The following is a 25,959-nucleotide window of genomic DNA, read 5'->3' as shown; positions in this document are numbered from 1 at the left end:
GCGCGGAATCGTCCGTATCAGTGAACGAGGTCCACTCCTCGAAATCGAGGACGGGCCGGTCTAGCGTCTTGATACGCTCGAAGATATGTGCGTTCACGAAGGCAATATGGTGCAAGTCGAGGCATGGCAACGCGGACCCAGCGTTCTCGAGATTCTCTGGATCGGCCCTGTCAGCCAATAATCCGGCCTCTTCAACATCGCATAAAGCGCTATGGTTCGCAGCGCTCTCGCTCGAACGCTCGATTTCAACAACCTGCGCTGACGGTGCGCCATGCCTGACGAAGAGATCCGCCGCATCAAGGTCGAACGGCTCATGCCGGGCGACATCATCCTCACCGCGTCCAGCGGCAAGGTGAGCAAGGCCATCCGCATCGCGAGCAAAGGTCAGGTCTCCCACGCGATGATCTGCGTCCTAGAAAGGCGTTAGATTGGCTTACACCATTAGAGAAATTTGCTCAGCTTGTTGATTATCATATGGCTTTTGAAACTGTCGCACCTCATGTTTGAATTCGCCCATGAAATATAAATCGAGATTATTTTAAATATACAAAGCGTAGAATTTTAAAATATAAAAATTATTTACCTAGACAATCAAAAACTTCATTAAAGCGTTGAATCTGAAATTTGGGCTCAGCTTGAGCAAATTCTTCTGGTGAACCATAGCCATAGGTGACTGCAATAGTTTCTATCCCATTACGTCTAGCACCAAAAATGTCATGCTCACGATCTCCCACCATAATACAAGTATCTGGATTTAACTGCTCTTGCTGCAAGATGTATTCGATCAGGTCGCCTTTGTTGGTACGATCACCATTTAGCTCACTGCCATAAATGCCTTCAAAATATTGATCTAGCTCAAAGTGTTCAAGAATCTGTCGTGCATAAACGGTGGGTTTAGCAGTCGCAAGAAATAGTCGATATCCACGGCGTTTGAGTTCAGCTAAAGTTTCAGCTACTTCGGGAAAGACTTTATTTTCATATAGTCCGGTGACTGCAAAACGTTCCCGATAGGCTTCTAGTGCCTGCTCTGCCAGCACGTGATTGCTTGCAACGTTCAGAATTTTAGCGAGTGAGGCTTTAAGCGGTGGTCCAATAATCCAGTCAATATTGGTATCGGGACTAATAGGATGGCCAATTTTTTCCAAGCCATAACGTGCTGAAGTGGTAATCCCTACTTTAGGATCAGTTAAGGTTCCATCCAGATCAATCAGGATATTCTGAATCACCACAGTCCTCCGGTTACTTCGATGCAAATGGGTATCGAGTGTTCATGAAATTTTGCCTATACTAACGCAAATCTAGAGTTTAAGGACATCGTTTTGCGCCCTACCGTACTATGCTTTTCAGGTTTGGATCCTTCAGGTGGAGCAGGTCTCCAGGCTGATATTGAAGCTATTGGCCAAAGCGGGGCTCATGCTGCAATAGCCTGTACCGCCCTTACTATTCAGAACTCTCAACAGGTATTTGGCTTTGAAGCGACATCAAAAAGCCTATTGCTTGCACAAGCTCATGCGGTAGTCGGTGACTTGCCCATCTGTGGTGTCAAATCCGGCATGCTTGGTACTACCGACAATATTGCAGCCCTAGCCGAGTTTCTTGCTGAGCATCCTGAATATTTTTATGTGCTTGATCCGGTACTTGTCGCGAACAGTGGTGGCTCATTGGGAGATCAAGCAACCTTGGTCAAGGCTTTTACCCAATTGATCCCTCATGCAACTATTATTACACCGAACACAGTGGAATTGCGTGCACTGACAGGTGAGCAGGATCTGGAACTTGCGACACAAAAACTGTTTGCCATGGGTGCCAAAGCTATACTGGTTAAAGGCGGTCATGAAGATACTCCAGATTATATCCAGAACAGTTTATATATTCAGGGTGAACTGGTGAACCAGACCCGTTGTGCTCGTCTGGAGGGTGAATATCATGGTTCAGGCTGTTCACTGGCCAGTTTCATTGCCGGTCGTTTAGCATTAGGCGATCAGCTCAAGACTGCCGTACAGCATGCTGAAACCTGGTTATTCGGTGTATTAAAAAATGCTGAAACCCCTATACCTAATGGACAGAAAATTCCAAAACGCTTTGGTTAATACTCATTCTGCAAATAAAAAGAGCCTAAATCATTCAGGCTCTTTTTTTTATTGGAATTCAACTTAAACATTGCCCTATAGTAGAGAACTTAAATAGCGAATGAATTCATATAAATAATGTCATTATAGATTTAAATGGTTAGCTCTAATACTTTCATGCTATGTGTTTCAATCTCTACCGGTACCGAAATATGCTGATGCACCATTTTCCATTGCCCTTGTTCCTTTTTCAAACATAAGCTAGTACGACACCATTTCACTGAGGGAAGCCACTTTACTTTGTCAGCATTTGCTGGTGTAAGTTTGACATAACCATGAATGAAAGCTAAATGAGGCTCTACGTGGATTGTCACGTCATGTCGCTGTATGGTCACTCCATGCAGCATATAAGGCTTGTAAAGATTCCATTTCTGTTCATAAGCTTTCAGACCATGAACTTCTGTACTTAAATCAAAAAACCTGACATCTGATACACACAACTTAAGCACATTCTGAATATCCAAGCCTGTTATTGCACTATCCCATTCATGTAATAAATCAACTATTTCTCTACCTAAAGATGCGTCCCCGAATATTTTCATCTCTATTCTCTTATATTTTTTAAATGGTCAAATAATCACTGCAATCTGCCCCTACAGAAGGACATAGATTTTTTTAGAATTACAGCAAAAAAACCTTAACTAGTTAAGATCATCAAATATACTAAAAGCCCCATAAAGTTCATTTTTTAAAGATCATTTTATTGTTAGCTAAACAACTTCCATAAAACTTGAGAAGGAACCCAGTTAATTTAAGCTTATTTAAGTTATTTTTTACTGTTTGCTAGATTTTAGTTGTGTCACAACATAACAATCCCGAAAAATAATAATTATAATTTCAACAACATACAAGTATTGTTAAACTAAAGTTAAATAAAGGCTTTACTATAACAGTCCTTTGGCATTTCTATGATTTCTACACAGAGCTGTATTGTCAAACCCTGCTGGGCTGGTACATGCTGTCGTAGCACTGCTAAGACACACTGGGAAATTGCCTGTTTCAATTCAGGACTACGCCCCGACAATAAGGATACTTTTGCATGTACATAGGCCTGAGTGGTATGCAAATCCAGTCCAATCACATAATTCTGCTGACAAATTGCCCGGCTTTTTAAATCATTCGGATCCTGAATATAATTTGCAGTATATAAGGCCTGGTGAATCTTAAGCAGCATCGGCTTGACCTCCAGATTCTGGATATTATCTGAATATTCAATATGAAGATGAGGCATGAGGTTTTATTTACTCAGTATTTTTTCTTGATTATGCCCCGTCTGAAATAAAATGTAAGCCAAGGCAGGTGATGACGGCCTATTTTTTAAACCGCCATTCTGGTTCAAACTTTAATAGATTAAAACAGATCAGGACTGGATTATGCTTTTTTCACATATTCAGACTTGAGCTTCATTGCGCCAATACCCTCAATTTTACAGTCAATATCATGACCATCTGCTGCATCTGGCAACAGGCGAATACTTTTTACTTTAGTTCCAACTTTCACCACAGATGAGGAACCTTTAATTTTCAGGTCTTTGATCACTGTTACACTATCACCATCAGCAAGAACATTACCATTGGCATCCTTAATGATTAGCTGCTCTTCTGTATCTTCACCCTCTTTCCATTCATGCGAACATTCAGGACAAATCAGTAAATCCCCATCTTCGTAGGTGTATTCAGACTGGCATTTTGGACAATGGGGTAGACTCATAAGAACCTCAAAAATAAAAATAAAAATAAAAATAAAAATAAAAATAAGAAATGAATAAATTAAAAAATCATTATAGCATTTTATACCTTATATTTTATATGGATTTAATTTCTACAATTCCTCTATTCGTTTTAAATAATATCAGTTTGAATTATTCATTAATAAACTGTTGATTCACCAGAAGAAAAAGCCCAGACGGGCTGGGCTTATACTCTTCATTCTGTGTTATAAAAATTTTGTTTAGCTTTAACTGGTCAAAGGCGTATCATCATCGTCGATGTCGTCATATACATAAGCCATACAGCCCCAACCATCATAAACGCCACCAAATTCACTCGCGATTTTGGTAAACCATTGCTCCAGATCAACAATATCTTCGTAGCTCGGTTCCATATAAACGAAAATCGTGATCACCCACTCGAGTGTATCGCTTTCTTCATCCTGAAACAGGCTGATTTTCTGTTCTTCTTTTAATAGATGCAAAGCACAGCGATCAGCCTGAGATTCTTCATTAAATGCAATCGAAAATTCAATTTCATGTGCTTCAGTCAGATCATCGCCATCCTGAAACATCTGCCAGAGTACATTGCCATTTTCATCATCCGGGAACTGCTGATAATCACGTGACATAGGGCTGTCCTTATTATGCTGCCGTTTTATTATACAAATTAGATTAGCTGATTTTTATACAGGATACGATAGGAAAAATAACATTTTTTACAGTTTTTAAATGACTGATTTTATATATCAAATCGAAGTTTTATTTTTAAAGTATCTCTTTAACTTTTAACTAGTAGAGATACTTTTGACTGCTTATTTTGGAGATATTTTCATCCTCATTTTACGCCTAATTTTTTTGACTAAGCGGCTTAAGCCAGGTGAAGAACTTTTCCTGGTGTTTTCTTTAATTCCAGAAGTAAGGCTGCAAACTTGAGCTCTTGCAAACGTAAATCCAGATACGATTGCTGAATGCGAGCCTGACTTAAATCCTGCCCTTTATGATTAATTAAATAAAAATCATCTTGCAGCGCCTGTAGCATCTGTCCCAGATTATCTGCAGTTAAACGAGACAGATACAGGTCGGCACGGCTGTTAAAGGCCAGACTGATCATATCCATGGTGGTATTACGGCGATCTTCATCGACATAGTTGCATTGCGCAACTTTTTTGTCTCGAATCGCCTGCTCAATTTGCTCACGAATATCCTGTAAATGTCTTGCAGTATCTTGCTCCTGATAACCCTCTATTAATTCAGTCAAAACATCTTTAGCTGCTAGCGAGAATCCATACTGATAACCATGAATTTTATGCTCTAAGGCAGTAACCACATCCTGCAAGCGATATTCTTCTTGTGCCTGTTTATAATAACGTTGCAGTTTTTCCCGTGCCTGCTGATCAACCTTTTGAATTGCCTTAGCCTGATAACCCTCTATAAATGCCTTCACCCGCTCGATATAGCCTTTAATATCATCCACCATGATTGAAGCATCAACCTTGGTCATTTTTACAAAATTTTCAGCCTGTAAGGTACGGTTAATGACATATTGTTCAATTTCGCAGATCTCCTGGTATTTCTTATATTTTTCTAAAGTCGTGCGTAAACTACTGATCTGCACGCGTAGCTGAGACAACTCGTACTCACTATCTTCTACCTGTTGTTCATAATCTGTCAGTTTATGACGTGCATGATCCAGATTGTTTTGTAAAACATCGAGGTTTCCACGCAGGGATTTTAATTTGTTTAGTGTGACTGCAAGTACGCCAGATAGTATCCCCACCAGAACGAATAAAATAATACTTGACATCGTCCGTGCCCTAATTAAAAAAATACAATAAGAAAAATGCTTTAAATCAAATCAAAGAACTTATGAAAGATTCTTAGTTTGCACTGATTTTCTCAAAAATCCTATCACTAGAATTAGGTATAAATATTTAATAATATTGATATTTTTGTTGAATTTTACTGTTTTATCTCTTGAAATCTTGCCAGAATAAAAATATTAAAGCTTTAAGTATGAATTAACTTATAAGATAGACAGTAAGTTATTGAATCTAATGAAATAATATTATATTTCTTAATTTTTATCAAAATTAAAATATAATATTGTTTGATAACATAGATTTAAATTTACCAAATTTTGATCTTTTTAAAAATTTAATTTTCTTCATGAGACAGTATTAAGATAGGTAAACTTATAAATTTACATAGTTCAACAAAGCACATAACTATATTTAAACTAATGCTTTTTAGATCAAAAAATAAGTAAATTTGGAGAATTAAAGAAAAAATATGAAATATTTTCTCACACTTTATACAACGCAATAGATGAGTAAAGTGTTCTGCATTCATTCCAGAAATTCAAATATTATTTAATAAAACATGGAGTCGAAACTAGAAAATATTAAAAAGGCACACTACCGTGAATTTCTACCGGTTTATCACTTAAGGGCTGGGTAAATGCAAGATAACTGGCATGCAGGGCCATACGTTGCAGCGGACTGCGCAGTGGTTCGGGGTGATAAATTTTATCGCCAGTAATCGGATGACCAATATGCATCATATGTACACGCAGTTGATGTGAACGCCCGGTAATCGGCATTAATAAGACACGGCTAATATCTTGTGCCACATCATAATCCAACACTTGATACAGGGTTTTAGAGGGCTTGCCCAGTTCCGTATGTACCATCTGACGTGGCCGATTTTCCCAGTCAGTGATGAGTGGGGCATTAACTTCACCCTCACCGACCAGTTTGCCTTGTACCAAAGCGATGTAATGCTTATTCACTGTACGTGCCTGAAACATTTTACTGACTGCCACTTCTGCATCACGATGCTTGGCAAACATCAGAATTCCGGAAGTACCCATATCCAGGCGATGGGTAATTCGTGCTTCCGGAAATTGCTCGCACACACGTAAATAAGCGCTGTCATGATGCTCTGGCAGACGACCCGGCACCGACAACAACCCTGCCGGTTTTTCAATCACCACCAGATCCTCATCTTCATAGAGAATTTTAATCGGATCTTGAGGTGGGCAGTAAACAAAGTTATCGTTTAGTGGCATGGCGCAATTGCATGGGGAGAAAGATGCGCAAAATAACAATGTCAATTCAGTGTGTCAATCTGAACGTTTACAGGAAGTTGATTTAAGGAGGTTATACTCGGCTTGCGACTTGGCCAGCCGGGTTTAAGCTGCTCAGATCGTACTGCTGAATTGCTTCCGGTCAATTTAATCTGCCAGATAGTAATCGACTGTAGATACGACACGAACTTTTTTAAGATAGGGTGTATTACTGTCGCGATCTTCAATACTGAACAGACCCTGATTAGCAGTTTTGATTTTTCCTAGACGACTTTGTGAATCAGCTGCAAATTTTTCTGCCACGCTCCGAGCATTTTGTGTGGCCTGTTCAATCATCGCTGGTTTAATGTCATTCAAGCCAGTAAATAGATACTCAGTTCGTTGTCCAGAATCATCGCCACCAAAGGCAATGCCCTTTTTACCCAGTTCTGCTAAACGGGTTTGTGCTGCCCGTACTGCATCAATATTATGGGTATATACGGTAATGGTTTGATGTGCGGTATAACGCAGGGCAACATTGGCATCTCCGCCATACTGCTGTGCATATTTATCTGTGGTGACGGGTGCTCCCGTGGTAATTTCTTCGGCTTTAAAGCCTTCACCTTTCAGGAACGTCTGGATTTGCTGGGTTTGTAGTTCCATCACGTCATAAAGCTGAGTCACATCCTGACTGGCCGAACTAAAGCGAATCGGCCAGACCGCGACATTTGCCCTAACTTCACGTTCAGACAGGCCTTTGACCGAAACAATTCGTTCATACTGTTTGATCTTGACGGCACTATTCCCCAGAATCCATCCCGCTATAATCATTCCTAAGCCGATGAGTGCACCTAAAATCAGGGCGGGTTTAAACTGATTCATTTGCCTGAACTCCTTTTAGCGATGTTGTTGTTTTTAGTTGCATAATTTTAATAAGTTGAACTGGGTCTTTGAGATTACTATTCGACCACAGGTTAAAGTCACGTTAATAAAAGATTCAAATCTATTATTTCTCTCTATATCTACATCAGATATAAAACCAATAAAGGCACTAGATTAAATAGAAAAATACCAATCTTATAGAGTGCCATACCCGCATAATGAATGGCATCAAAGGTTGAATCTGAGAGCTTGAACCATTTTCCATGCAACTGTTTGACCCAGTCGCGGGCAAAGACAATGATCAGGAACCAGAATATTAATATGCTGTAATTAACGAACAATGCATACAGTAAAAATTTCCGCCAGAAATCAAGTTCCATCGCGATTCCTCTAAAGGATACGGTTCAATTTCCAGACTAGCATAAATTGACTGAATAATAAGAAATGGCGGATATAACACTGTTAAGGAGATTTGAATAGAAGAGTTATTTTTATATTTTCTAATGGGTTTTACTGGAGAATTTTTAGGGTGTTGGGAAAACTCGTGATGGTTTACTTCAACTATCAATCTTTGTAAGAATTGATCTTATAGCCTACAAACTTCTGGTTCATAGCGTCCTAAGCCGGATCAAGACCTTTTGGGTAAGTACTGCTCTCGCGTTTTGCGCCGCTCACAGCATGCTACTCTTTCCGATCCCGTCACACCCTTGAGACATATATTAGCCTTGAGCACACGGAATTAATTTCCTATGTTTTTATCATTTTTCTAATTTTTGAAAAATTATTCCGATTTAAAAGAAAATTCAGAGAAATAAATCTCATTGACTCATTTTTATGACGTTTTATTTTAAAAAAAGGAGCTTTATTGGAATTTTATTTACCCCTTTTCTCCTTTTTTTCACTTTAAAAAGTTCCCTGCAACCATTGTGCAGTAAACCACCAGCCACTCATGGCACACATCCCGGACATGATAATTGCCAGTACTTTATTCATTTTGCTTAATTCAGATGTCAGTACTTTCAGATTGATCAGATAAGCCAGCGCAAAATAGATCAGCCCAATTACCCCACAAAAAGGCACAAATATGAGCGACCAGGCCGCACAGGCATGTGCAGAAAGCGGTAGTTTCGGGGATTCAGAAACGTGGTTGGTCATATCCATACTCAATTGCCCTCTTTATCGTGCATAAAAGCGCACTAAATTAAGTCAAAGCTCTGCGATTAGATGAAGCTTTGCATCCTCGTATTAAATAAATTGCAAAATGTGCGCCAATTTCAGGCAGTTAGATATTTAAAATGTGATTTGATCAAAGTCTTTAATTTTGGATAAATAAATAGGTGACTTTTTATGCACTGAGTGCGTTTCTTTATATTTTGGTTTGCGCTCCGGATCCGTGATTAGGTTTTTACTATAGATTTTTTTGCCAGTCAGCAGATTAAAGCTGGTTTTCGATTCAAGCAAAGGACCATGATGAGAAAACTGGTCATAGCCAATCAGTCGCATATCCAGATTCTGAAGACGGAATTTATAGCTCCAATAGCCATAACGTCCATGCTGATACGTAAGCTGCAGTAGTCCTTTGTTAATTTCAGGCACCAGTTCAGGTGGATAGTACACCCCACCATCTTCCTGATCCGAGCTGAAACAGTTCAGGTTTTGCAGAAACTGTTTATAAGTGTTCTTGTCCTTTTGCCCCAAAAGAACAATGATACCTCGGCGGTTCCGGTCTAAGGTTCCACGATATTCATCTTTAACTAAAGCTTTAGGATCTGTAGCTTTGACAATCAGTACAGCATCTGGCACACCATCTTTATTCAAGTCACCTTTTACTACTTCAAAGAAAGAATAGTTTTTAGGGACATAGGCTTGAAAAGTTTTTTGATCTTGTTGTGACTGGCGCTGTTGGGGCTTTAAAGCTTGTTGCGCTACGGCTGCATTCGAGATCAATATGGTTGCACTGAAAAAAACTGCAAGTTTTGCTATTTTCATTTTCCTGATCTCATATGTATAGGCACATGTTGCTTATTATTTTTAACATAGAAAGATGAAAGCTGAAACAAAATGACCCTACACAATGGCAGGGTCAAAAATCTCAACATCATATTCATTTTTAATTACTGATTGATTCATGAGTTATGCCTTGCAGCATTTTTCACAACCGGTCACTTTCTCTCTAGGCCAGTTCATGCGCGCACGCTTATACGCCAGTTCATAATTGGCAAAATAACCAATCAGAATCTGAGCATCAGGATCAGGCAAGTCTTCACACCCCATCGTTGAATTATGGATCAGATGTGCACCATTGTCTGTCGTATGCTCATCAATCACAAACTTGATCATATCCATGCAAACTCCCCATATTCTTTTTTATAAAGGTAGGGATTAAAATCATAATAAAAGTATGTATTTATTAATCCCATACTAAAATTATGCCTTTAATGAATAAAAATCAATCACTTTTTAGAGTTTTTTTAGTCCTTTCACATGAACTTACTATTTAGTTTTAGATTTATAAAACAGTGACTTAGAGGATTTATGCTATACCAGGATCAGCTTTTTTTTTCTTGATCTGTTTAAACCAGCGTACAAACCAGATGGCAGCAATAATTAATACTATCACCAGCATTACAGGTGCCAAGAAGGATAAAATTGAAATCAAGATCGCACTGACCCACTCCCCCGTAGAAATGACCGGATTTCCTACTCCACCGGTGGTGGTAGTTGATAAACCTCGCAAAGCCACCGTACCAAATTGTACTGCTCCGGCGGTGCCTCCACCTACAATTAATGCGGTTGCCCAAGCTATAAACTGCGACATTTCCCCACTACTTACTGCCATCGTAGATACGGTTCCAGCAATGACAGCTGCGGGGGTAGCAATAATATCAAGGATATTATCCACCCAGGGAATATAGTAAGCGATGATTTCACATAAGGTCGCGATGCCCAGTGTCAAACAAACCGAGGGTAAAGCCAGCCAGCCGAAGCCCTGGATCGGTTCAAACCAGTTCAGATTACAAGCGATACTCATGACCAGCAAAGGTGCGAATATACGAAAGCCACACGCTGCACTGAGTCCAATACCAATACATAAACCGAGGATCGTTTCCATACTGCGCTCCAAACCTGTTTGTGGCGATGGGTGATTTTTCTTTCTCTCTAAAATAGCAAAAAGCCCTATGGGGTAATAGGGCTTTTATTTAAAACAGGTTTTTCTGTTTTATTTTTTGCTGTAGCTTAGGCAACCTTATCGTTATATTGGGTGCCTTGGCATTTGGTACACGGTGGTAAGCGGTCTGTACCAATTTCTAAGTAAACGCGATGTCCACATTGAACACAAAAATAGAAACCTGTTCCCGGTTTAGAGCCAGCAATAACCATCTTTGTTCTCCGTTGTTTTAGAAAATGGTGAAACTAGTATAACCCTCTGGTGATGAATGTCTATTGTCCATTTTTGTAAATGATGGTGGCATTTGGGCGAAGATCAGCTTTGTAATGTACACCACGTTGCAAACTGTTTAATTACTAAAGGATCAGCAACAACATCCTCAAGTTCTTTATCCTGTAAATTTTTTCTAAATTTATACCATTCACCTGTTTGCTTAGCTTCTAAACAAAGATGCGGTTCAATAGCTCCTAATTTCCATAGCCAAATGGATTGAGTTTTAAAATGGTTTATTAAACTCTCAATAGGTTCGAGCGCTTGCTCATCTTGAGCCAACAATTCATATACTTGTGCACTCTTGTATCCATTCCCTCCTGTGGGATAACGACCTTGTAAGCTGAAACCATGTATAGGTTGTAATTTTCCAATAATTTCTAAACACTTTTCAATACATGGATGCCCACTCTCTATTAACTGAAACTTATGCGCTGTAAAAGCAAAATCTAAATCCGCCAATGCTTTAACAGGTATGTTCATTTCTTTTAATATCTTAATCATCCCAGGAATATTTTGTGAGCCAGTCGCTACCACGAGAGCTAACTTCAATTCACCTAGCGATTTACCCGTCACCTTTTTAATTAAATTTGGTAAAACATGTTTTTCTGTATCACCTTCGGCAATCAATACACTATCAGAAAATAATATTTGCCCTAAATTATAAGTTTCAAATAACAAGCGTGCTTGCGCCTCATTACTATTTAGAACTTTTATAATAGCCTCATTCAAACGAACTTCAACACGAGTACCTCTATTGTTTTTACGGACTATATTTGTATAAGGAATATCCTCTTGCTCAATCATAAAAGGGGAATGTGTTGTAAATATTACTTGATAACCTTTTTTAGATAAGGATTTGAGGGACGCTCTTAATAACTCAATTGCTTGTGGATGCAAAAATAATTCAGGCTCATCTATCAATAGCAAATTAGTTTTCCCATCTTTAGAAACATCTTTAGTTATTTCTGATAAATGACGTATTAGCGTCATCTGAATTGCTCTCTGTGCACCATGTCCCATATCGTTAAAATCTGTCACACGATCGCTACTATCCTCTGTTACTTTTAATCTACCTTGTTTAAATAGATCACTTATATCAGGTGTAGGTATATCGATATTTAATTTCAAACCGGGGAAAAAATCTGCTACCTTTTGACTAATTTCAATATCAAACTCTTCAAACTCTTTTAATCGTTCACTACCACTTAAATTTAATTTAGAACCAATTTCAGCTAGAGCACTATTTACTACGTCTACATTCGTTTCAACAATTTGCTTTTGCAAAATTGCAATTAACTTTCCTATAGTATTTCCAGCTTTGACCTTGAAAACATCTTCTGCTGAATCCTCCATTGAATTAATGAAGGTTGGTTCAGGAAAAAGCGTGGTTATAGCTTGTGGTAATCCATTAGGATTATTCCATTGATCATTATCTGAATTTGGTTTCTGAACTTCCATTTGAACCGCATTTCTACCTGTTCCTGGCTTTTTCTGTAGAAATCTAATTCTAGTAGAATTATTTTCAATATAAGGAACAAGACTTTCGCGCTGGGCTTCTGATAAATGACCTAATGCATTACCGTCCAATCCCTGCACCAAAGCAATTATCTCTAACTGTTCATCTTTATTATAAAAACTTGATTGCTCTTGCGCTTTACCCCTAACTAAAATATCAATACACTTTAAAATGTTAGATTTTCCAGCATTGTTATAACCGACTAATGCTGTAAAAGGTTCTAATTTCAATTGTGTATCTATACATGATTTGAAATTTTTTATAGTTATCTCACTTATTCTATGCATTTTTATTTTCCCCAAATTTAAAAAACGCCCCAATGAACATTAGAGCGTTTTTTAAACAAATTCAATAACTTTAATCCACCCCAACCTTCCTTTGAAAAAGGAGGGTTGGGGTGGATTAAAAAGAAGTAACTTAAATCAAGCCACATTCCCTTCCAAGAAATCCTGCGCAAAGCGTTGTAATACCCCTCCTGCTTCATACACAGATACTTCTTCTTCGGTATCCAGACGACAGGTCACAGGCACTTCAATCGTCTGTTCCTTACCATCTTCAGTTGCGCGCTCAATCACAAGTGTCAAAGTCGAACGTGGTGCAATATTACCAATCACGCTATATAGCTCAGTACCATCCAGCTTTAAAGTCTTGCGGTCTGTACCCGGTTTAAACTCAAGTGGAAGAACGCCCATACCCACCAGGTTAGTACGGTGAATACGCTCAAAACCTTCAGCCACAATCGCTTCTACACCTGCCAGACGCACACCTTTCGCAGCCCAGTCACGACTTGAACCCTGACCATAGTCTTTACCAGCAATCACGATCAACGGCTGCTTGCGGTTCATGTAGGTTTCTATCGCCTCCCACATGCGCATCACTTCGCCTTCCGGCTCCACACGTGCTTTTGAACCCTGCTTGATGGTGCCATCAGAACGGACCACCATTTCGTTATACAACTTAGGATTCGCCAGGGTTGCACGCTGTGCAGTCAGGTGATCGCCACGGTGCGTCGCATAAGAGTTAAAGTCTTCCTCGGGCACACCCATTTTTGCTAAGTATTCACCCGCTGCCGAATCACGCACAATCGCATTTGAAGGCGATAAATGGTCGGTGGTAATGTTATCGCCAAGAATAGCCAGTGGACGCATGTTGGTGAGTGTACGCGGTGCAGCCAGTGCACCTTCCCAGTACGGTGGACGACGAATATAGGTACTTTGCGGACGCCAGTCATACAGTGGACTCGCTGCCTTCTCGCGCTCGCCCAGATCAAACATTGGAATATAAACTTTATTAAATTGCTCCGGCTTGACTGACTCTTTTACCAAAGCATCAATTTCTTCATCAGATGGCCAGATGTCTTTCAGGTAAATCGGATTGCCATCTTTGTCTGTGCCTAGTGCATCTTTTTCGATATCAAAACGAATCGTACCGGCAATTGCATAAGCCACGACTAATGGTGGAGATGCCAGGAAAGCCTGTTTTGCATACGGATGGATACGGCCATCGAAGTTTCGGTTACCGGACAATACCGCTGTGGCATACAGGTCACGGTCAATAATTTCCTGCTGAATCTTTGGATCAAGCGCACCTGACATGCCGTTACAGGTGGTGCAGGCATAAGCTACGATACCAAAGCCGAGTTTTTCCAGATCTTCAAGTACACCTGCTTCTTCCAAGTACAGCGCAGCTGCTTTAGAACCCGGTGCAAAAGATGATTTCACCCATGGCTTACGCACTAAACCAAGCTCATTGGCTTTACGTGCCAATAAACCTGCTGCAACAGTATTACGTGGGTTGGAAGTATTGGTACATGAAGTGATCGCCGCGATGATGATCGCACCATCTGGCATCAGGCCATCGGTACGGTTTTCTACTACCCCGGCAATACCTTTTTCTTTCAGGTCAGCAGTTGAAACACGCGCATGCGGATTCGATGGACCAGCAATATTACGGGTCACAGTCGACAGGTCAAAACGCAATACACGTGGATATTCCGCTTGTGTCATTTCCGATGACCACAGACCAATTTCCTTGGCATAGCCTTCAACCAGTTTGACTTGTTCTGATTCACGACCAGTCAGGGTCAGATAATCAATGGTGTTTTGATCAATATAGAACATGGCAGCCGTTGCACCATATTCAGGGGTCATATTAGAAATTGTGGCGCGATCACCCACTGACATGCTGTCAGCACCTTCACCAAAGAATTCTAAGTACGCACCCACAACACGTTCCTTACGTAGGAATTCAGTTAAGGCCAAAACGATATCTGTTGCGGTAATGCCCGGTTGACGCTGTCCAACTAACTCTACACCGATAATATCTGGCAGACGCATCCAAGATGCACGGCCCAGCATCACGTTCTCAGCTTCCAGGCCACCAACACCCACCGAAATTACACCCAATGCATCAGTATGTGGCGTATGCGAATCTGTACCAACACAAGTGTCCGGGAATGCAACACCGTCACGGTTCTGAATCACCGGTGACATTTTTTCCAGATTGATCTGGTGCATGATGCCGTTACCGGCTGGAATAACATCAACATTTTCAAAAGCCGTTTTGGTCCATTCAATAAAATGGAAACGGTCTTCGTTACGGCGGTCTTCAATCGCACGGTTTTTCTCAAATGCATCCGGATCAAAGCCGCCATATTCCACTGCCAGCGAGTGGTCGACAATCAGCTGGGTTGGCACCACCGGATTGACTTTGGAGGGGTCACCGCCCTGATCGGCAATCGCATCACGCAGACCGGCAAGATCGACCAGTGCCGTTTGCCCCAAAATGTCATGACATACCACACGGGCTGGATACCACGGGAAATCATGGTCCTGTTTACGCTCAATTAGCTGACGTAGTGACTGTTCCAGAATGGCAGGATCACAACGGCGTACCAACTGCTCTGCCAGCACTTTGGAAGTATAGGGAAGCTTGGCATATGCGCCTGGCTGAATATCTTCAACGGCCTGACACACGTCGTAATATTCCAGCTGGGTACCTTGCAGTGGTTTACGGTAGTTGTTGTTCATAGCTTACCTGCCTCTTGAATCGTTCTTTTGTACTGCATACTTGTTGTAGATGTTTCACATCGTTTTGCAGGCATAGTACACTGTGGAAAAGCCATTTCCCAAATCTTTTATATTTCATAAACTTATATATAAAAAATAGCGTTTTTGAAATAAATGGATACATATTCTTTAAAAGAATGGCTCTAAATCCTTATTTTCTAGAAAAAAACCGGGCAAATCCTTCTTATTCTTTAGTATGAGAATAGCCTTGTAGCTCAAAAAATAGACTTATTTAAGATTAACGGTATCTTTTATTTTTTCATTTAAAGGCAAAAGACGATTTTTAGATGAACTGAGTTTCTGGGTAGAAATAGCACTAGTTGAATAGATAATTTTTTGACTCTTTTTCATCTTTGGCAAAGTCCTTAGCCTGACAATAAACCATAGCATCAATAAAATTTTCCAGGTTTATTTCTATCTCTTTTTAGTTTTTAGGAAAATGTAATATGCGCTTGGTACCTGAGAACCTGTAAAGCAAGTGAGTCAGATTAAAATCCCTAACTTTTTTAAGATTTTTTTACAGTCGATGATTTCTTGCAAATTACTTTAAATATCATAATTAATTCAAAAACTTAATACTTCTTTTGGGTAGCTTATTACTTGAATAGTTTTGACCTTTCCCTGTCATCTATCTGTATATCCCAATTTGGTGATATTCACCCTTAAAACATTTCAGTACATCTAGGCGGTAAGTACTTCATAACAACAACACACAACATAAAAATTAATAAAGGTGAAGAACATGTTACAGATCGCCATTATTGGGATCATTACTGTATTAGTGGCAGTTTTGGCTTCCAGCTGGATTGGAGGGAAAAAGCCCTCCGATCCATACAATCCGACTAAACCTACTCCTACCCACCCCACTAAACCGGATCATCCTTCTCCCCCTTCCCCCCCCGCCTCTGGTAAATCGGAATCACGCATTAATAATCCACCCTTGCTGCAAAAAGGTGCTAAAGGTAAATACGAACTGGTTGCGGCATATAAGACCAATAAGATTTATAACCCGAGGCAATTGCAATGGGATCAATTACTGGTTCGGGGTTACTTGACTAAAGCCAGTTTATTGAACAAGCAGGAAGCACGTGAAACCGGAATTGTAGATGAACTGGTTGGTCCACAGATTCGGGTCAAACAGGGTGAAACCTTGTCGATTAATTTAAATAATCAGCTACCTGATGAAACACCTGAAAGCTGTGAAAATATTCTCGATCCGAATGAACCCCATTGTTTTAATACCACCAACCTGCATACACATGGTTTCTGGGTCAGCCCTCAGGGAAATAGTGACAATGTCTTTCTGAAAATTGCCCCACAGGCGAATCTTGACTATCAATATAAGATTGAACCCAATCATCCTGCGGGCACTTACTGGTACCATGCCCATTTACATGGCTCGACCGCAATTCAGGTATCTAGTGGGATGGCTGGTCCGCTCATTGTGGAAGGAAGCCGTGTACCTAAAGTGAAAAATGGCAAGGTGACGTTTACAGGTGATCTCGACATTTTATGGAAAGATAAAGCCAAGCATAATGATGCAAATGAAAAAATCCTGGTCTTCCAGCAAATTCAATATGACTGTACTGACACTGAAGGCCAATCTTTAAACAGCAATGATTGTAAAGGTGCAGGCATAGGCACGATGGAAAACTATGCTGGTCTGAATAGCTTCAACTCTTGGGGGTTAAATAACTACTACACTTCAATTAATGGCAAAGTATTAGGCGAAATTCAGGTCAATCAAAATGAATTTAATCGCTGGCGTATGATTCATGGAGGGGTCCGGGACACTATTGGCCTAATCATTAAAGAATTACCTGGCTCCAGCCAATATACTGCCAAACAAACGGTGGATACCTGTCTTTCCTATCAGGGGGATATTCTCATTCCCGCCTCAAAAGTTGCTTTCGATCAACTGACCAGCCTGCCAGTTCACACGATTGCCCAAGACGGTTTAACGATGACCCAGGCCCAGACCCGTACCCTTTCCGTGTTCCAGCCAGGTTATCGTCACGATGCCATGCTCAGCTTTCCCTCCACCAATAAATACTGCATCTTTGATTCAAGATTAAATGTTGATGATGAAATCAATACCAGAACTTCCGGTGAAATCACCCCACAGTTATCTCCTAACAATGGGCTAAATGCACAGCTGCTGGGCTGGGTAAATGTAAAATCCACCAAGTTGAAGGCGCAAACTGCTGCTCAGTTTTTAAGAGATCAGGCACAGAAAATCGGCTTAAGCAAGGAAATTCAGGCGCAATTAGCGCAACTTAATCTGTCTGCCTTTACTGATCATCCCTCATTGATGACCAGAGAAATAGATAAGCTGATTCAAGACCGACCGCCACAACGCTCTACTTTTGATGCCTCTTTTGGTCCAAATGGTAAATTCGGTTATCGCTATGCTGATCATCCAGGCATTTATAGTTTTGGAGAAACCTTCACTGGAGAAAGTGTGGTCAATGGCAAATATGTGCGTAAGCTAGAAATAGGTAAAGTCGATGAATGGGTACTGACCAGCGCAAATCTGGGACATCCTTTCCATATCCATGTCAATCCGTTCCAGATTGTTAAAATTTTAAACCCGGATAAAAAGGACGTAAGTGAAGCAATATCTGAACCTGCAACCACGCCCAATGAGCTGGATGATGTCCAGTACCGAGGTTTAAAAGGACAATTCAAGGATACCATTTTTGTTAAACCGGGATATGAAGTGATTGTTCGAAGTCATTACAAGAAATTCGAAGGTGACTTTGTACAGCATTGTCATATTCTCGATCATGAAGATCAGGGCATGATGGAATATGTACGAATCTGTGGCGGCAAATTTGACTGTAATGCCGATTTACCTGGTTCACATGACCATCATCATTAACTCTCGCTTTTAATTAAAAGCCTGCATCTGATATTGCGGGCTTTTTTATTTGCCTAGAGATAATGCTTGCTGCACAATAGCTTGATTGATTTTTAGTATTCAAACTGAGGCTGATCATGGCAACATCTCCTGCTTTTACCTTATTTACGCTGAATGGAGTAGATGCGCAAAAATTCCTGCAAGGTCAAGTGACTTTAAATACTGAAGCCTTGGCTGAAAACCAGACACGCTATACCGCAATCTGTAGTTTAAAAGGACGCATTCTATTTGGTTTATGGCTGAAAAAAATTAACGCTGAAAGCTTTGAAATTGTTGTGACTGCTGATCAGGCCGAAGACTTTGCCAAGCACATCCGCAAGTTTGGCGCTTTCTCCAAAATGAAGCTGGAAGAAGTAGGTTCAGCTTATCCAGTTACTGTAGGTATTCATAGCGAATTTGGTCCTGAAGCAACGGATACTCAAGCTTGGGAAATGAATGCAATTGAATCAGGTCAGGCATGGATTCAGGCAGCAACCGCAGAACAATTCCAGCCACAAGAACTGCGCCTGCATCAGCGTGAAGGCATCCACTATGACAAGGGGTGTTACCTCGGTCAGGAAGTCATTGCCCGTTTATGGTTCAAAGCCAAACCGAAACACTGGTTGCATCTGGTACAAGGTACAGGTGCAGCACCTGCTATCGCAAGTAAACTGAATAATGATGTAGAAGTCGTAAACAGTGTCAATATTGACGGCGGCTTTAAAGCACTCGTGGTTGCCAAACCGGAAGCGCTTATTGAATTAGGTTTGACTGTACTCGACCTGCCTGAAGCACTTAGTGGTGATGTCGCTCGTCCACAATAAGAAAATCACCTTAAAAAAATCCTCCTATATGGAGGATTTTTTTTAAAGATTAAAATCATGGAACAATTTGTTCATGTCTTTAATCACATAATCTTTAAAATGAAAAGCGCGTGCATGTTTCGCATCGAAGCGTGCGGTTTTACCTTCATGCTCAAAAATATATACACGGTCTTCATTGCTGACTAAAAAGTTTTGACCCAATCGCATGAGTAATGCATCGAACTTATCCTCATCAGCGATACTGGCATCCTTACTGATTTGATCATATGCACGCTTAATGCCTTTAATAAACATTGTTTCACCCTACTTCATGGCTCAAACGCGGATTTAATCAGAGATTCATAGAATTTCAAAGTTTTGTGGTAAAAATAGTCTTCATCTTCTCTTCATCACTCTCTATTATATTTGTATTTCGTGACAATTAGGATATTTACAAAGTATAAAATCATTTTATGATGTAGCTGTAATAATTTAAAAAACACCACGGAATCAGGTGTTGCATACAACAAGGTCCAGGAACCATGAAAAAAATAATATTTGCTGCGATGCTCGCAGTTTCAACTCAATATGCACTTGCCAATGCAAATACCAAAGCTGAAGCAGTTGATCCTCAATTTGCCAAGGTTGAAGCCCTAGTCAAAGCCAATGACTTTAAGGGTGCTCACACTTTACTAAATGAGTTAGCACAGAAAGGGAATGCTCAAGCACTGTATAACTTAGGCTATTTAACCCAGACTGGTCAGGGCACCGCAAAGAATGAGAAAAAAGCGGTACAACTGTATGAACAGTCAGCAAGCAAAGGCTACCCAGTTGCCAACTATGTCCTCGGTAAAAATTATGCAGGTGGCACAATGGGGCTGAAACAGGATCTGACCAAAGCCAAACAATATCTGGAACGCGCATCTAGTGCCGGTTTTGATGATGCTACTGTGGATCTGGCAGTGTTACTTTTTGCTGAAGGAAAACCTGCTTCTGATCAGCAAGCACTGAAAAAACTTCAACCACTGGTTAAAAAAGATAATTTCCAGGCGATTCATGCCAAAGCCCTGTATGACATCAGCATGGGCTTTAAAAATAAGGATGAAAAACCGATTCAGCAAGGTTTAAGCTCGATTCAGGAGCTTGCCAAGAAAGGCTATATCCCTGCCCTGATGGCAGTCGCTAACATGTTTGCCAATGGTAATATCGTGCCGCAAAACCTGCCTGAAGCGAAGAAAATCTTTAGTGCCTTGGCTCAGGAAAATATTCCACAGGCCAAAGAGTCTCTGGCGGCAGTAGAGAAAATGATTGCTGAACAAAGCAAGAAACCAGCTCAACCAACGGCGCAAAAGAAAAGCTAACCTAAGCTATAAAAAGCCCCTGATTCGGGGCTTTTTTATTGGAATGTTTAACTGAGAAAATAGCCAGACTGAGTCAGGATGACTGCCACCACAATAAAGCCCATTAAGGTACTGAGTACCAATGGCGGTAAAGCTTTTTCCTGTACCCCATAATGCTGGGCAAAAATCCCAAAAGCGATTGGCATTGGCAATGCCGCCAGCAATGTGCCGATAAAAAGCATCTCACGACTGACATCAAAAGCCGATAATAAACTGAAAATCAGCAATGGCATGACGAGGACTTTCATGGCTGTCAGGAACCAGCTAAAGGCCGTCAGTGAGCTGAGATTCATGCCAATCAGGCTACCACCAATCACAAATAAGGCCAGTGGCGATGCAGTTTGCCCTAACATTTTTAAGGTAGAGCTAAGTAATTCTGGTAGTTGAATATCTAGAACTATGCACAAAATACCCAGCATAATCGAAAGAATCACCGGATTTTTCAAGATCCGTAGCAATGTTCCAGTCAATATACTTTTGCCAGTTGTACCGGGAGCCTGCAGACCCCGTTCAGCCAGAATCAGCATCAAGGTCACGATCAGCAGATTTTCTACAATAAGAGTCAATGAAAGATAAATTGCTGAATGTGAACCAATCAATAAAGTCAGTATCGCCGTGCCGATAAACCCGGTATTGGACATGGAGCCACCCATGGCCAGCACACCGGACTCAGTGAGAGAAACCTTGAAGAAATAGCGGCAGCAGAAAAATACCGCGCCATAGAGCAGCAAAGAACCGCCTGCATAGGCAATAAAATACTGTGGACTCCAGATATCGCTGAGATGTTTACTTGCCAAGGCTTGTAACAGAAAAGCTGGCAAGGAAATCTTCATTACAAACTGGCTCATCGCCGTAATCAGCGAGGGGGTGATAAATTGGGTTTGTGCAGCGATATAACCTAAAAACACGACGGCACAAATTGGAAATAGAATAGTGAATAACATTAATTTTCTGCAGTTTTACTGCATTGTTCCTTAATATGTTCATCCCTGAACGATTAACTTCCACTCATTCAACAAGCAGTTTTATTTGTCCGCTGAGGAGAAAGGCTTAAGCAGATCACGCAAACCGTGTGGCTGGCAACGCAAATACTGAGGCGTCACCTCTACGGTTTCACCGAGTGTCGCAGCTGCATGCCATGGCCAGCGTGGATCATACAAAATGCCACGCGCAAGCGCGATAGCATCTGCCTGTCCATATTGTAGAATTCCTTCTGCCTGCATTGCTTCCGTAATCAAACCGACCGCAATCACTGGAATATTGACCGCCTTTTTAATCGCTTCTGCAAAAGGAACCTGATAATTCGGATGCACATCAATTTTCTGGTCTACATGTAAACCTGCACTCGAAACGTGGATATAAACAGCTCCCGATGCTTCCAGCGCTTCAGAAAGTTCAACAGCAGCCTCAATGTTCCAGCTTTCAACCTCTTTCATCCAGTCGGTTGCAGAAATACGCACGCCAATTGGATAGCCTTCAGGAACCGCATCTTTCATCGCTTTAAAGACCTCTAAAGTCAGACGAATCCGGTTTTCAAATGAACCGCCATATTGATCCTGGCGCTGATTCGACAGAGGTGACATAAATTGATGCAGCAAATAGCCATGCGCAGCATGAAGCTCAATCAGCTCAAATCCTGCTTCGACAGCACGCTTGGCACTGGCAGCAAAGTCCTGAATTACTTGCTGGATTTCCTCAAGACTTAAGGCTTTTGGTGGGTGCTCATGTGCTTGAAAGGGAATATCACTGGCAGAGACAGTCTGCCAGCCTAAAGGCTGATCTGGTGCAATTTGCCCCTTGCCTTCCCAAGGTTTATCTGTAGAGGCTTTACGCCCAGCATGTGCCAGCTGAATCGCAAAGGGCATTGGCGAAAGAGATCGCACCTTTTCCAGTAAGGTCTTGATCTGTGCTGTCTGGCTATCATTCCACAATCCCAGATCTGCATAGCTAATCCGACCTTGTGGCTGTACCGCAGTCGCTTCCACAATACATAAACCGGCACCAGACAAAGCATAATTGGCCCATTGCTGCTCATGCCAATAGGTAATTTCCCCCTGCTCTGTTGCAGAGTACTGACACATCGGCGCAATTACGATTTTATTTTGAAGTTGCAGTGATCCAAATTGAATAGGTTGAAATAGTAATGCCACGCTGTATTTCCTCTTTTTATTGCACAGTTTCACTCTAGAAATAAAAACAAGCTCCCAAGAGCCTGTTTAGTTATAACGTGAATGATCCAACTTTAGAAGATCACTCGTGTAGTTAAACCTAGTACTAATGCATTGTCTACTTGATTGCTAGACCCTGGATTTACTACATATTGCAGGTTTGGACGTAACATTAACCACTTTGTTGCGTTATAGCTGTAGTTGAGTTCGATATTGTATTCAGCGCTAGCATTGAAAGCTGGCCGTGAATCCGCAAAGCGATCATTCACATGCACACGATTCACTGCCAAACCTAAAATGTCATTTGGCTGGCTATCCACTAAACCAATATATTTCACACCAATTTGTTGTGAATTATCCACTTTATTGGTATCACGGTCATGCCAGGTAAAATTGGCAAATGAATGTAAACCCTGACGGCCACTACCTGTCGATGTTAACTGTTGCTCTATTGCTAACCAGCCTGCAAAGGTACGGTTTTTTCCTTCACCTGTTGCGATGTCTTTTTGGTTAGCAATATCATCAGCCGTGTTATACATACCACCAACACGGTAGCTACCCGGTAAACCGTTCACAAAAGATTTTGGAGTCCAGACCACCTCTGCCGGAATGGTTACACCATCCGCATGATCCGTATCCAGACTCCAGCCTTGACCTTCAGCCTTGCCATTACCATTGTCCGGGTTAAATTCATAAACTCCCACTTGAACTGCAACTTCAGGATTTAACTGTTGTTTAACGCGTGCTCCCCATTGAGATACTGGGGTATTCATCCAGATATTACCCTGCCATTTACCCATCTGTGCAGCGCAGAATGCTGTACTGGCAAAATCACAAGCCATGACATTAAAGTCCATACCCAGACCTAAACGACCTGCTTTAATACTCAATCCTTGATCTTTGAAGGTCTTCTCAATTGACAGTTCGCTTAAACGACTGTCCTGGTTACCACGACCAAAAGTACCTTGAACATTGGCCAGGTGAGGAGCATTTCCTTGTAAATCACGCACTGAAGTACTTTGGCCTTGACGTGCGGTAGCTACTGCACGAACAGTTACACCATCCCAGCCTGCCAGTTTTTCCATATCTAACTGGGTGCCTAACCATAACTGTGCAGAAGTTAATGGATCTGCTCCTTCATTACGGCCACCCTCTGCCAGATAAGCCGTATCTGTCAGTATATTTGCCTCAAACTTAATACCTTGCTGAGCAAGTTCTGTACGCTTTCCATCCCAGCCCCCTAACAGGTACTGCCCCTGAGGGTCAAATGCAGATTCAGCTTGAGCTGAAGTCATGGCTACCATGAATGGCAGTAAAGCTAGACTTAACTTTTTCATATAAAACCTAAACATACGGAGAGAGTAAAGGCAGCCTGAGACTTGCCCTGTATGACTTGATACAGAACGTTACATAAATTTTCACTTAAAAACACAGCATTTTTTTTATTATTGGTAAAACTTTAAGTTATAAGAAATAATATTTTATATAAAATTTAATTTATATAATGTATATTTTTCAATTATTTAATTAATTAATAAGATCTAAAATCCGTTTCTCTTTAAACCTAACAGTAAAAATACACCTGATATTAAAGTTTATTTTTTAAACAATTGTTAAAATAAATTTCCATCTTCAATTTTCAGTTCTCTTTTAAACAGGACTTGCATTCAACTATAAAACGCCCAATATTAGCGTCATGATATTAGCTGCTAAATGTTATGCCTGAATTACCAGAAGTTGAAACCACCAAAACCAGTCTCCTGCCTCTCCTTGATCAGCAAGTTCTATACGTGGAGGTGCATCAGTCAAGCTTACGCTGGCCGGTTCCTGAGGATATTGCTCGTCTGCAAGGACAGCGCCTGATTCAACTGACACGTCGTTCCAAATATATTCTGGCGCAATTTGAACAGGATACGATGCTATGGCATTTAGGCATGTCAGGTAGCTTTCGTTTATGTGAAGCCAGTGAAGAATTGCGTAAGCATGATCATCTGATTATTCAGTTTGAAGATATCCAGCTACGCTATCATGACCCACGCCGTTTCGGCTGCATCCTGTGGTTAGATGCACAATCTCAAAGCAAGCTGATTGATACACTTGGACCAGAGCCACTCAGTGATAGTTTCAATGCTGAATATCTATTTGAAAAATTAAAAAATAAAAATGTTGGCACCAAAGTTGCAATTATGGATAACCATGTTGTCGTGGGTGTAGGCAATATTTATGCAACCGAAAGCCTATTCAATATGGGCATTCATCCTGCACAACCTGCCTCTACCTTGAGTTTTGAGCAGATTGAAAAGCTGGTCATTGAAATTAAGCGTATTTTAAAACAGGCGATTGATCTGGGTGGCTCAACCTTACGCGACTATACCAATGCCATGGGAGAAAATGGCTATTTTCAGCAAACGCTGCTGGCTTATGGCCGTGCTGGGGAAATGTGCGTGAACTGTGAAACCACGCTAGAAAATATCAAATTAGGACAACGTGCATCTGTCTACTGTCCTGAATGCCAGCCGCTAAAGAAAGTAAAGCTTTCTAGCAAACGTGTAGCAGCTGTACGAGGTAAAAACTAATGAAGACTGCAATCGTCCGTCATATTCTGGTCAAAGATAAAGAAACTGCCGAACAGCTCAAGAAAAAGATTCTAGCAGGCGCAGATTTTGCCAAGATCGCTAAACAATATTCGACCTGTAATTCAGCTAAACGCGGTGGTGAACTGGGTGAAGTGAAAAAAGGTCAGCTGGTCCCAGTGATTGATAAACTGGTTTTTACTGCTGCCGAACGTGTTTTGCATGGACCAGTGAAAAGTCAGTTTGGTTTTCATTTGCTAGAAATCAAGTTCCGAATGGATTTTTAATCCCCCTAAATCCCTCT

The 25,959-nt window shown here is 40.9% G+C and carries 28 protein-coding genes; 8 read left to right on the top strand and 20 right to left on the bottom strand.

Annotated elements, in window-relative coordinates:
* Positions 1 to 85: 85 nt before the first annotated feature.
* Positions 86 to 181, top strand: a complete 96-nt coding sequence (locus tag ACS72_RS19630) for a hypothetical protein (RefSeq protein ID WP_368677449.1) — start codon at positions 86 to 88, stop codon at positions 179 to 181.
* A 90-nt stretch (positions 182 to 271) separates the two neighbouring features.
* A complete protein-coding gene (locus ACS72_RS19625; protein WP_368677448.1) occupies positions 272 to 427 on the top strand; it encodes a hypothetical protein in 156 nt (51 codons plus the stop codon).
* Between the two features lie 148 nt (positions 428 to 575).
* Here the strand turns inward: ACS72_RS19625 and ACS72_RS10195 are convergent, their stop codons facing one another.
* Positions 576 to 1,226 carry an HAD-IA family hydrolase gene (locus ACS72_RS10195; RefSeq protein ID WP_034592406.1) on the bottom strand — a complete coding sequence of 217 codons (651 nt, stop codon included), beginning with the start codon at positions 1,224 to 1,226 and terminating at the stop codon, positions 576 to 578.
* Positions 1,227 to 1,319: 93 nt separating this feature from the next.
* Between ACS72_RS10195 and ACS72_RS10190 the strand changes: the two genes are divergently transcribed.
* On the top strand, positions 1,320 to 2,090 hold the full coding sequence (locus ACS72_RS10190) for a hydroxymethylpyrimidine/phosphomethylpyrimidine kinase (protein WP_004814574.1): 771 nt from the start codon (positions 1,320 to 1,322) through the stop codon (positions 2,088 to 2,090).
* Positions 2,091 to 2,221: 131 nt separating this feature from the next.
* Here ACS72_RS10190 and ACS72_RS10185 read toward each other — a convergent pair whose 3' ends face one another.
* From ACS72_RS10185 to acnD, 15 genes are all read right to left on the bottom strand, one after another.
* Positions 2,222 to 2,671: a nuclear transport factor 2 family protein gene (locus ACS72_RS10185; RefSeq protein WP_008304471.1), complete on the bottom strand. Its 450-nt coding sequence runs from the start codon at positions 2,669 to 2,671 to the stop codon at positions 2,222 to 2,224.
* A 326-nt stretch (positions 2,672 to 2,997) separates the two neighbouring features.
* Entirely contained in the window at positions 2,998 to 3,360 is a 363-nt protein-coding gene (locus tag ACS72_RS10180) for a 5-carboxymethyl-2-hydroxymuconate Delta-isomerase (RefSeq protein WP_008304470.1), read from the bottom strand.
* A 140-nt stretch (positions 3,361 to 3,500) separates the two neighbouring features.
* Entirely contained in the window at positions 3,501 to 3,839 is a 339-nt protein-coding gene (locus ACS72_RS10175) for a zinc ribbon domain-containing protein YjdM (RefSeq protein ID WP_004814566.1), read from the bottom strand.
* Between the two features lie 246 nt (positions 3,840 to 4,085).
* Positions 4,086 to 4,469: a ribonuclease E inhibitor RraB gene (locus tag ACS72_RS10170; RefSeq protein ID WP_004814565.1), complete on the bottom strand. Its 384-nt coding sequence runs from the start codon at positions 4,467 to 4,469 to the stop codon at positions 4,086 to 4,088.
* A gap of 239 nt (positions 4,470 to 4,708) precedes the next feature.
* A complete protein-coding gene (locus ACS72_RS10165; RefSeq protein WP_008304469.1) occupies positions 4,709 to 5,644 on the bottom strand; it encodes a DUF4041 domain-containing protein in 936 nt (311 codons plus the stop codon).
* A gap of 597 nt (positions 5,645 to 6,241) precedes the next feature.
* Positions 6,242 to 6,907, bottom strand: coding sequence for an RluA family pseudouridine synthase (locus tag ACS72_RS10160; protein ID WP_008304467.1), 666 nt, complete (start codon positions 6,905 to 6,907; stop codon positions 6,242 to 6,244).
* Between the two features lie 165 nt (positions 6,908 to 7,072).
* Positions 7,073 to 7,786: an SIMPL domain-containing protein gene (locus ACS72_RS10155; RefSeq protein WP_008304466.1), complete on the bottom strand. Its 714-nt coding sequence runs from the start codon at positions 7,784 to 7,786 to the stop codon at positions 7,073 to 7,075.
* Between the two features lie 140 nt (positions 7,787 to 7,926).
* Positions 7,927 to 8,166 carry a DUF6868 family protein gene (locus ACS72_RS10150; RefSeq protein ID WP_008304465.1) on the bottom strand — a complete coding sequence of 80 codons (240 nt, stop codon included), beginning with the start codon at positions 8,164 to 8,166 and terminating at the stop codon, positions 7,927 to 7,929.
* Between the two features lie 523 nt (positions 8,167 to 8,689).
* The gene (locus ACS72_RS10145) at positions 8,690 to 8,947 is read right to left on the bottom strand and encodes a hypothetical protein (RefSeq protein ID WP_004891618.1); all 258 of its coding nucleotides are present in this window, start codon (positions 8,945 to 8,947) and stop codon (positions 8,690 to 8,692) included.
* Between the two features lie 129 nt (positions 8,948 to 9,076).
* Positions 9,077 to 9,775, bottom strand: coding sequence for a hypothetical protein (locus tag ACS72_RS10140; RefSeq protein WP_048882044.1), 699 nt, complete (start codon positions 9,773 to 9,775; stop codon positions 9,077 to 9,079).
* 144 nt (positions 9,776 to 9,919) lie between these two features.
* Entirely contained in the window at positions 9,920 to 10,132 is a 213-nt protein-coding gene (locus ACS72_RS10135) for a hypothetical protein (RefSeq protein ID WP_008304456.1), read from the bottom strand.
* A gap of 187 nt (positions 10,133 to 10,319) precedes the next feature.
* Positions 10,320 to 10,898: a DUF4126 domain-containing protein gene (locus tag ACS72_RS10130; protein WP_008304455.1), complete on the bottom strand. Its 579-nt coding sequence runs from the start codon at positions 10,896 to 10,898 to the stop codon at positions 10,320 to 10,322.
* 125 nt (positions 10,899 to 11,023) lie between these two features.
* Complete coding sequence (locus tag ACS72_RS17490; RefSeq protein WP_004814545.1) at positions 11,024 to 11,167, bottom strand: hypothetical protein; 144 nt, start codon at positions 11,165 to 11,167, stop codon at positions 11,024 to 11,026.
* Between the two features lie 103 nt (positions 11,168 to 11,270).
* Positions 11,271 to 13,031, bottom strand: coding sequence for an ATP-dependent endonuclease (locus ACS72_RS10125; RefSeq protein ID WP_048882043.1), 1,761 nt, complete (start codon positions 13,029 to 13,031; stop codon positions 11,271 to 11,273).
* Between the two features lie 135 nt (positions 13,032 to 13,166).
* A complete protein-coding gene (acnD, locus tag ACS72_RS10120) occupies positions 13,167 to 15,773 on the bottom strand; it encodes a Fe/S-dependent 2-methylisocitrate dehydratase AcnD (RefSeq protein WP_048882042.1) in 2,607 nt (868 codons plus the stop codon).
* A gap of 781 nt (positions 15,774 to 16,554) precedes the next feature.
* Between acnD and ACS72_RS10115 the strand changes: the two genes are divergently transcribed.
* Positions 16,555 to 18,693 (top strand): multicopper oxidase family protein, encoded by a 2,139-nt coding sequence (locus ACS72_RS10115; RefSeq protein WP_048882041.1) that lies wholly within the window; start codon positions 16,555 to 16,557, stop codon positions 18,691 to 18,693.
* A gap of 116 nt (positions 18,694 to 18,809) precedes the next feature.
* Positions 18,810 to 19,535 (top strand): folate-binding protein YgfZ, encoded by a 726-nt coding sequence (locus ACS72_RS10110; protein ID WP_048882040.1) that lies wholly within the window; start codon positions 18,810 to 18,812, stop codon positions 19,533 to 19,535.
* 42 nt (positions 19,536 to 19,577) lie between these two features.
* Here the strand turns inward: ACS72_RS10110 and ACS72_RS10105 are convergent, their stop codons facing one another.
* Positions 19,578 to 19,829 (bottom strand): hypothetical protein, encoded by a 252-nt coding sequence (locus ACS72_RS10105; protein ID WP_048882039.1) that lies wholly within the window; start codon positions 19,827 to 19,829, stop codon positions 19,578 to 19,580.
* Positions 19,830 to 20,056: 227 nt separating this feature from the next.
* Here ACS72_RS10105 and ACS72_RS10100 point away from each other — a divergent pair, with 227 nt between their 5' ends.
* The gene (locus ACS72_RS10100) at positions 20,057 to 20,875 is read left to right on the top strand and encodes a tetratricopeptide repeat protein (protein ID WP_048882038.1); all 819 of its coding nucleotides are present in this window, start codon (positions 20,057 to 20,059) and stop codon (positions 20,873 to 20,875) included.
* A gap of 47 nt (positions 20,876 to 20,922) precedes the next feature.
* On the opposite strand, the gene ACS72_RS10095 is transcribed toward ACS72_RS10100, so the two are convergent.
* From ACS72_RS10095 to ACS72_RS10085, 3 genes are all read right to left on the bottom strand, one after another.
* Positions 20,923 to 21,858, bottom strand: coding sequence for an AEC family transporter (locus tag ACS72_RS10095; RefSeq protein ID WP_048882037.1), 936 nt, complete (start codon positions 21,856 to 21,858; stop codon positions 20,923 to 20,925).
* A gap of 81 nt (positions 21,859 to 21,939) precedes the next feature.
* Positions 21,940 to 23,064: an NADH:flavin oxidoreductase/NADH oxidase gene (locus ACS72_RS10090; RefSeq protein ID WP_048882036.1), complete on the bottom strand. Its 1,125-nt coding sequence runs from the start codon at positions 23,062 to 23,064 to the stop codon at positions 21,940 to 21,942.
* 92 nt (positions 23,065 to 23,156) lie between these two features.
* Positions 23,157 to 24,419 carry a carbohydrate porin gene (locus tag ACS72_RS10085; protein WP_048882035.1) on the bottom strand — a complete coding sequence of 421 codons (1,263 nt, stop codon included), beginning with the start codon at positions 24,417 to 24,419 and terminating at the stop codon, positions 23,157 to 23,159.
* 381 nt (positions 24,420 to 24,800) lie between these two features.
* Between ACS72_RS10085 and mutM the strand changes: the two genes are divergently transcribed.
* Both mutM and ACS72_RS10075 read left to right on the top strand, forming a co-directional pair.
* Entirely contained in the window at positions 24,801 to 25,658 is an 858-nt protein-coding gene (gene mutM, locus ACS72_RS10080; protein ID WP_048882034.1) for a bifunctional DNA-formamidopyrimidine glycosylase/DNA-(apurinic or apyrimidinic site) lyase, read from the top strand.
* Positions 25,658 to 25,942: a peptidylprolyl isomerase gene (locus ACS72_RS10075; protein WP_004891582.1), complete on the top strand. Its 285-nt coding sequence runs from the start codon at positions 25,658 to 25,660 to the stop codon at positions 25,940 to 25,942. The genes mutM and ACS72_RS10075 overlap by 1 nt, the downstream gene beginning before the upstream one ends.
* Positions 25,943 to 25,959 lie beyond the last annotated feature (17 nt).

This window comes from Acinetobacter sp. VT 511 (genome assembly GCF_001077515.1).
Classification (GTDB): Bacteria; Pseudomonadota; Gammaproteobacteria; order Pseudomonadales; family Moraxellaceae; genus Acinetobacter; species Acinetobacter schindleri.
The sequence above is the reverse complement of the archived record's forward strand: the minus strand, read 5'-3'. Positions and strand labels throughout refer to the sequence as shown.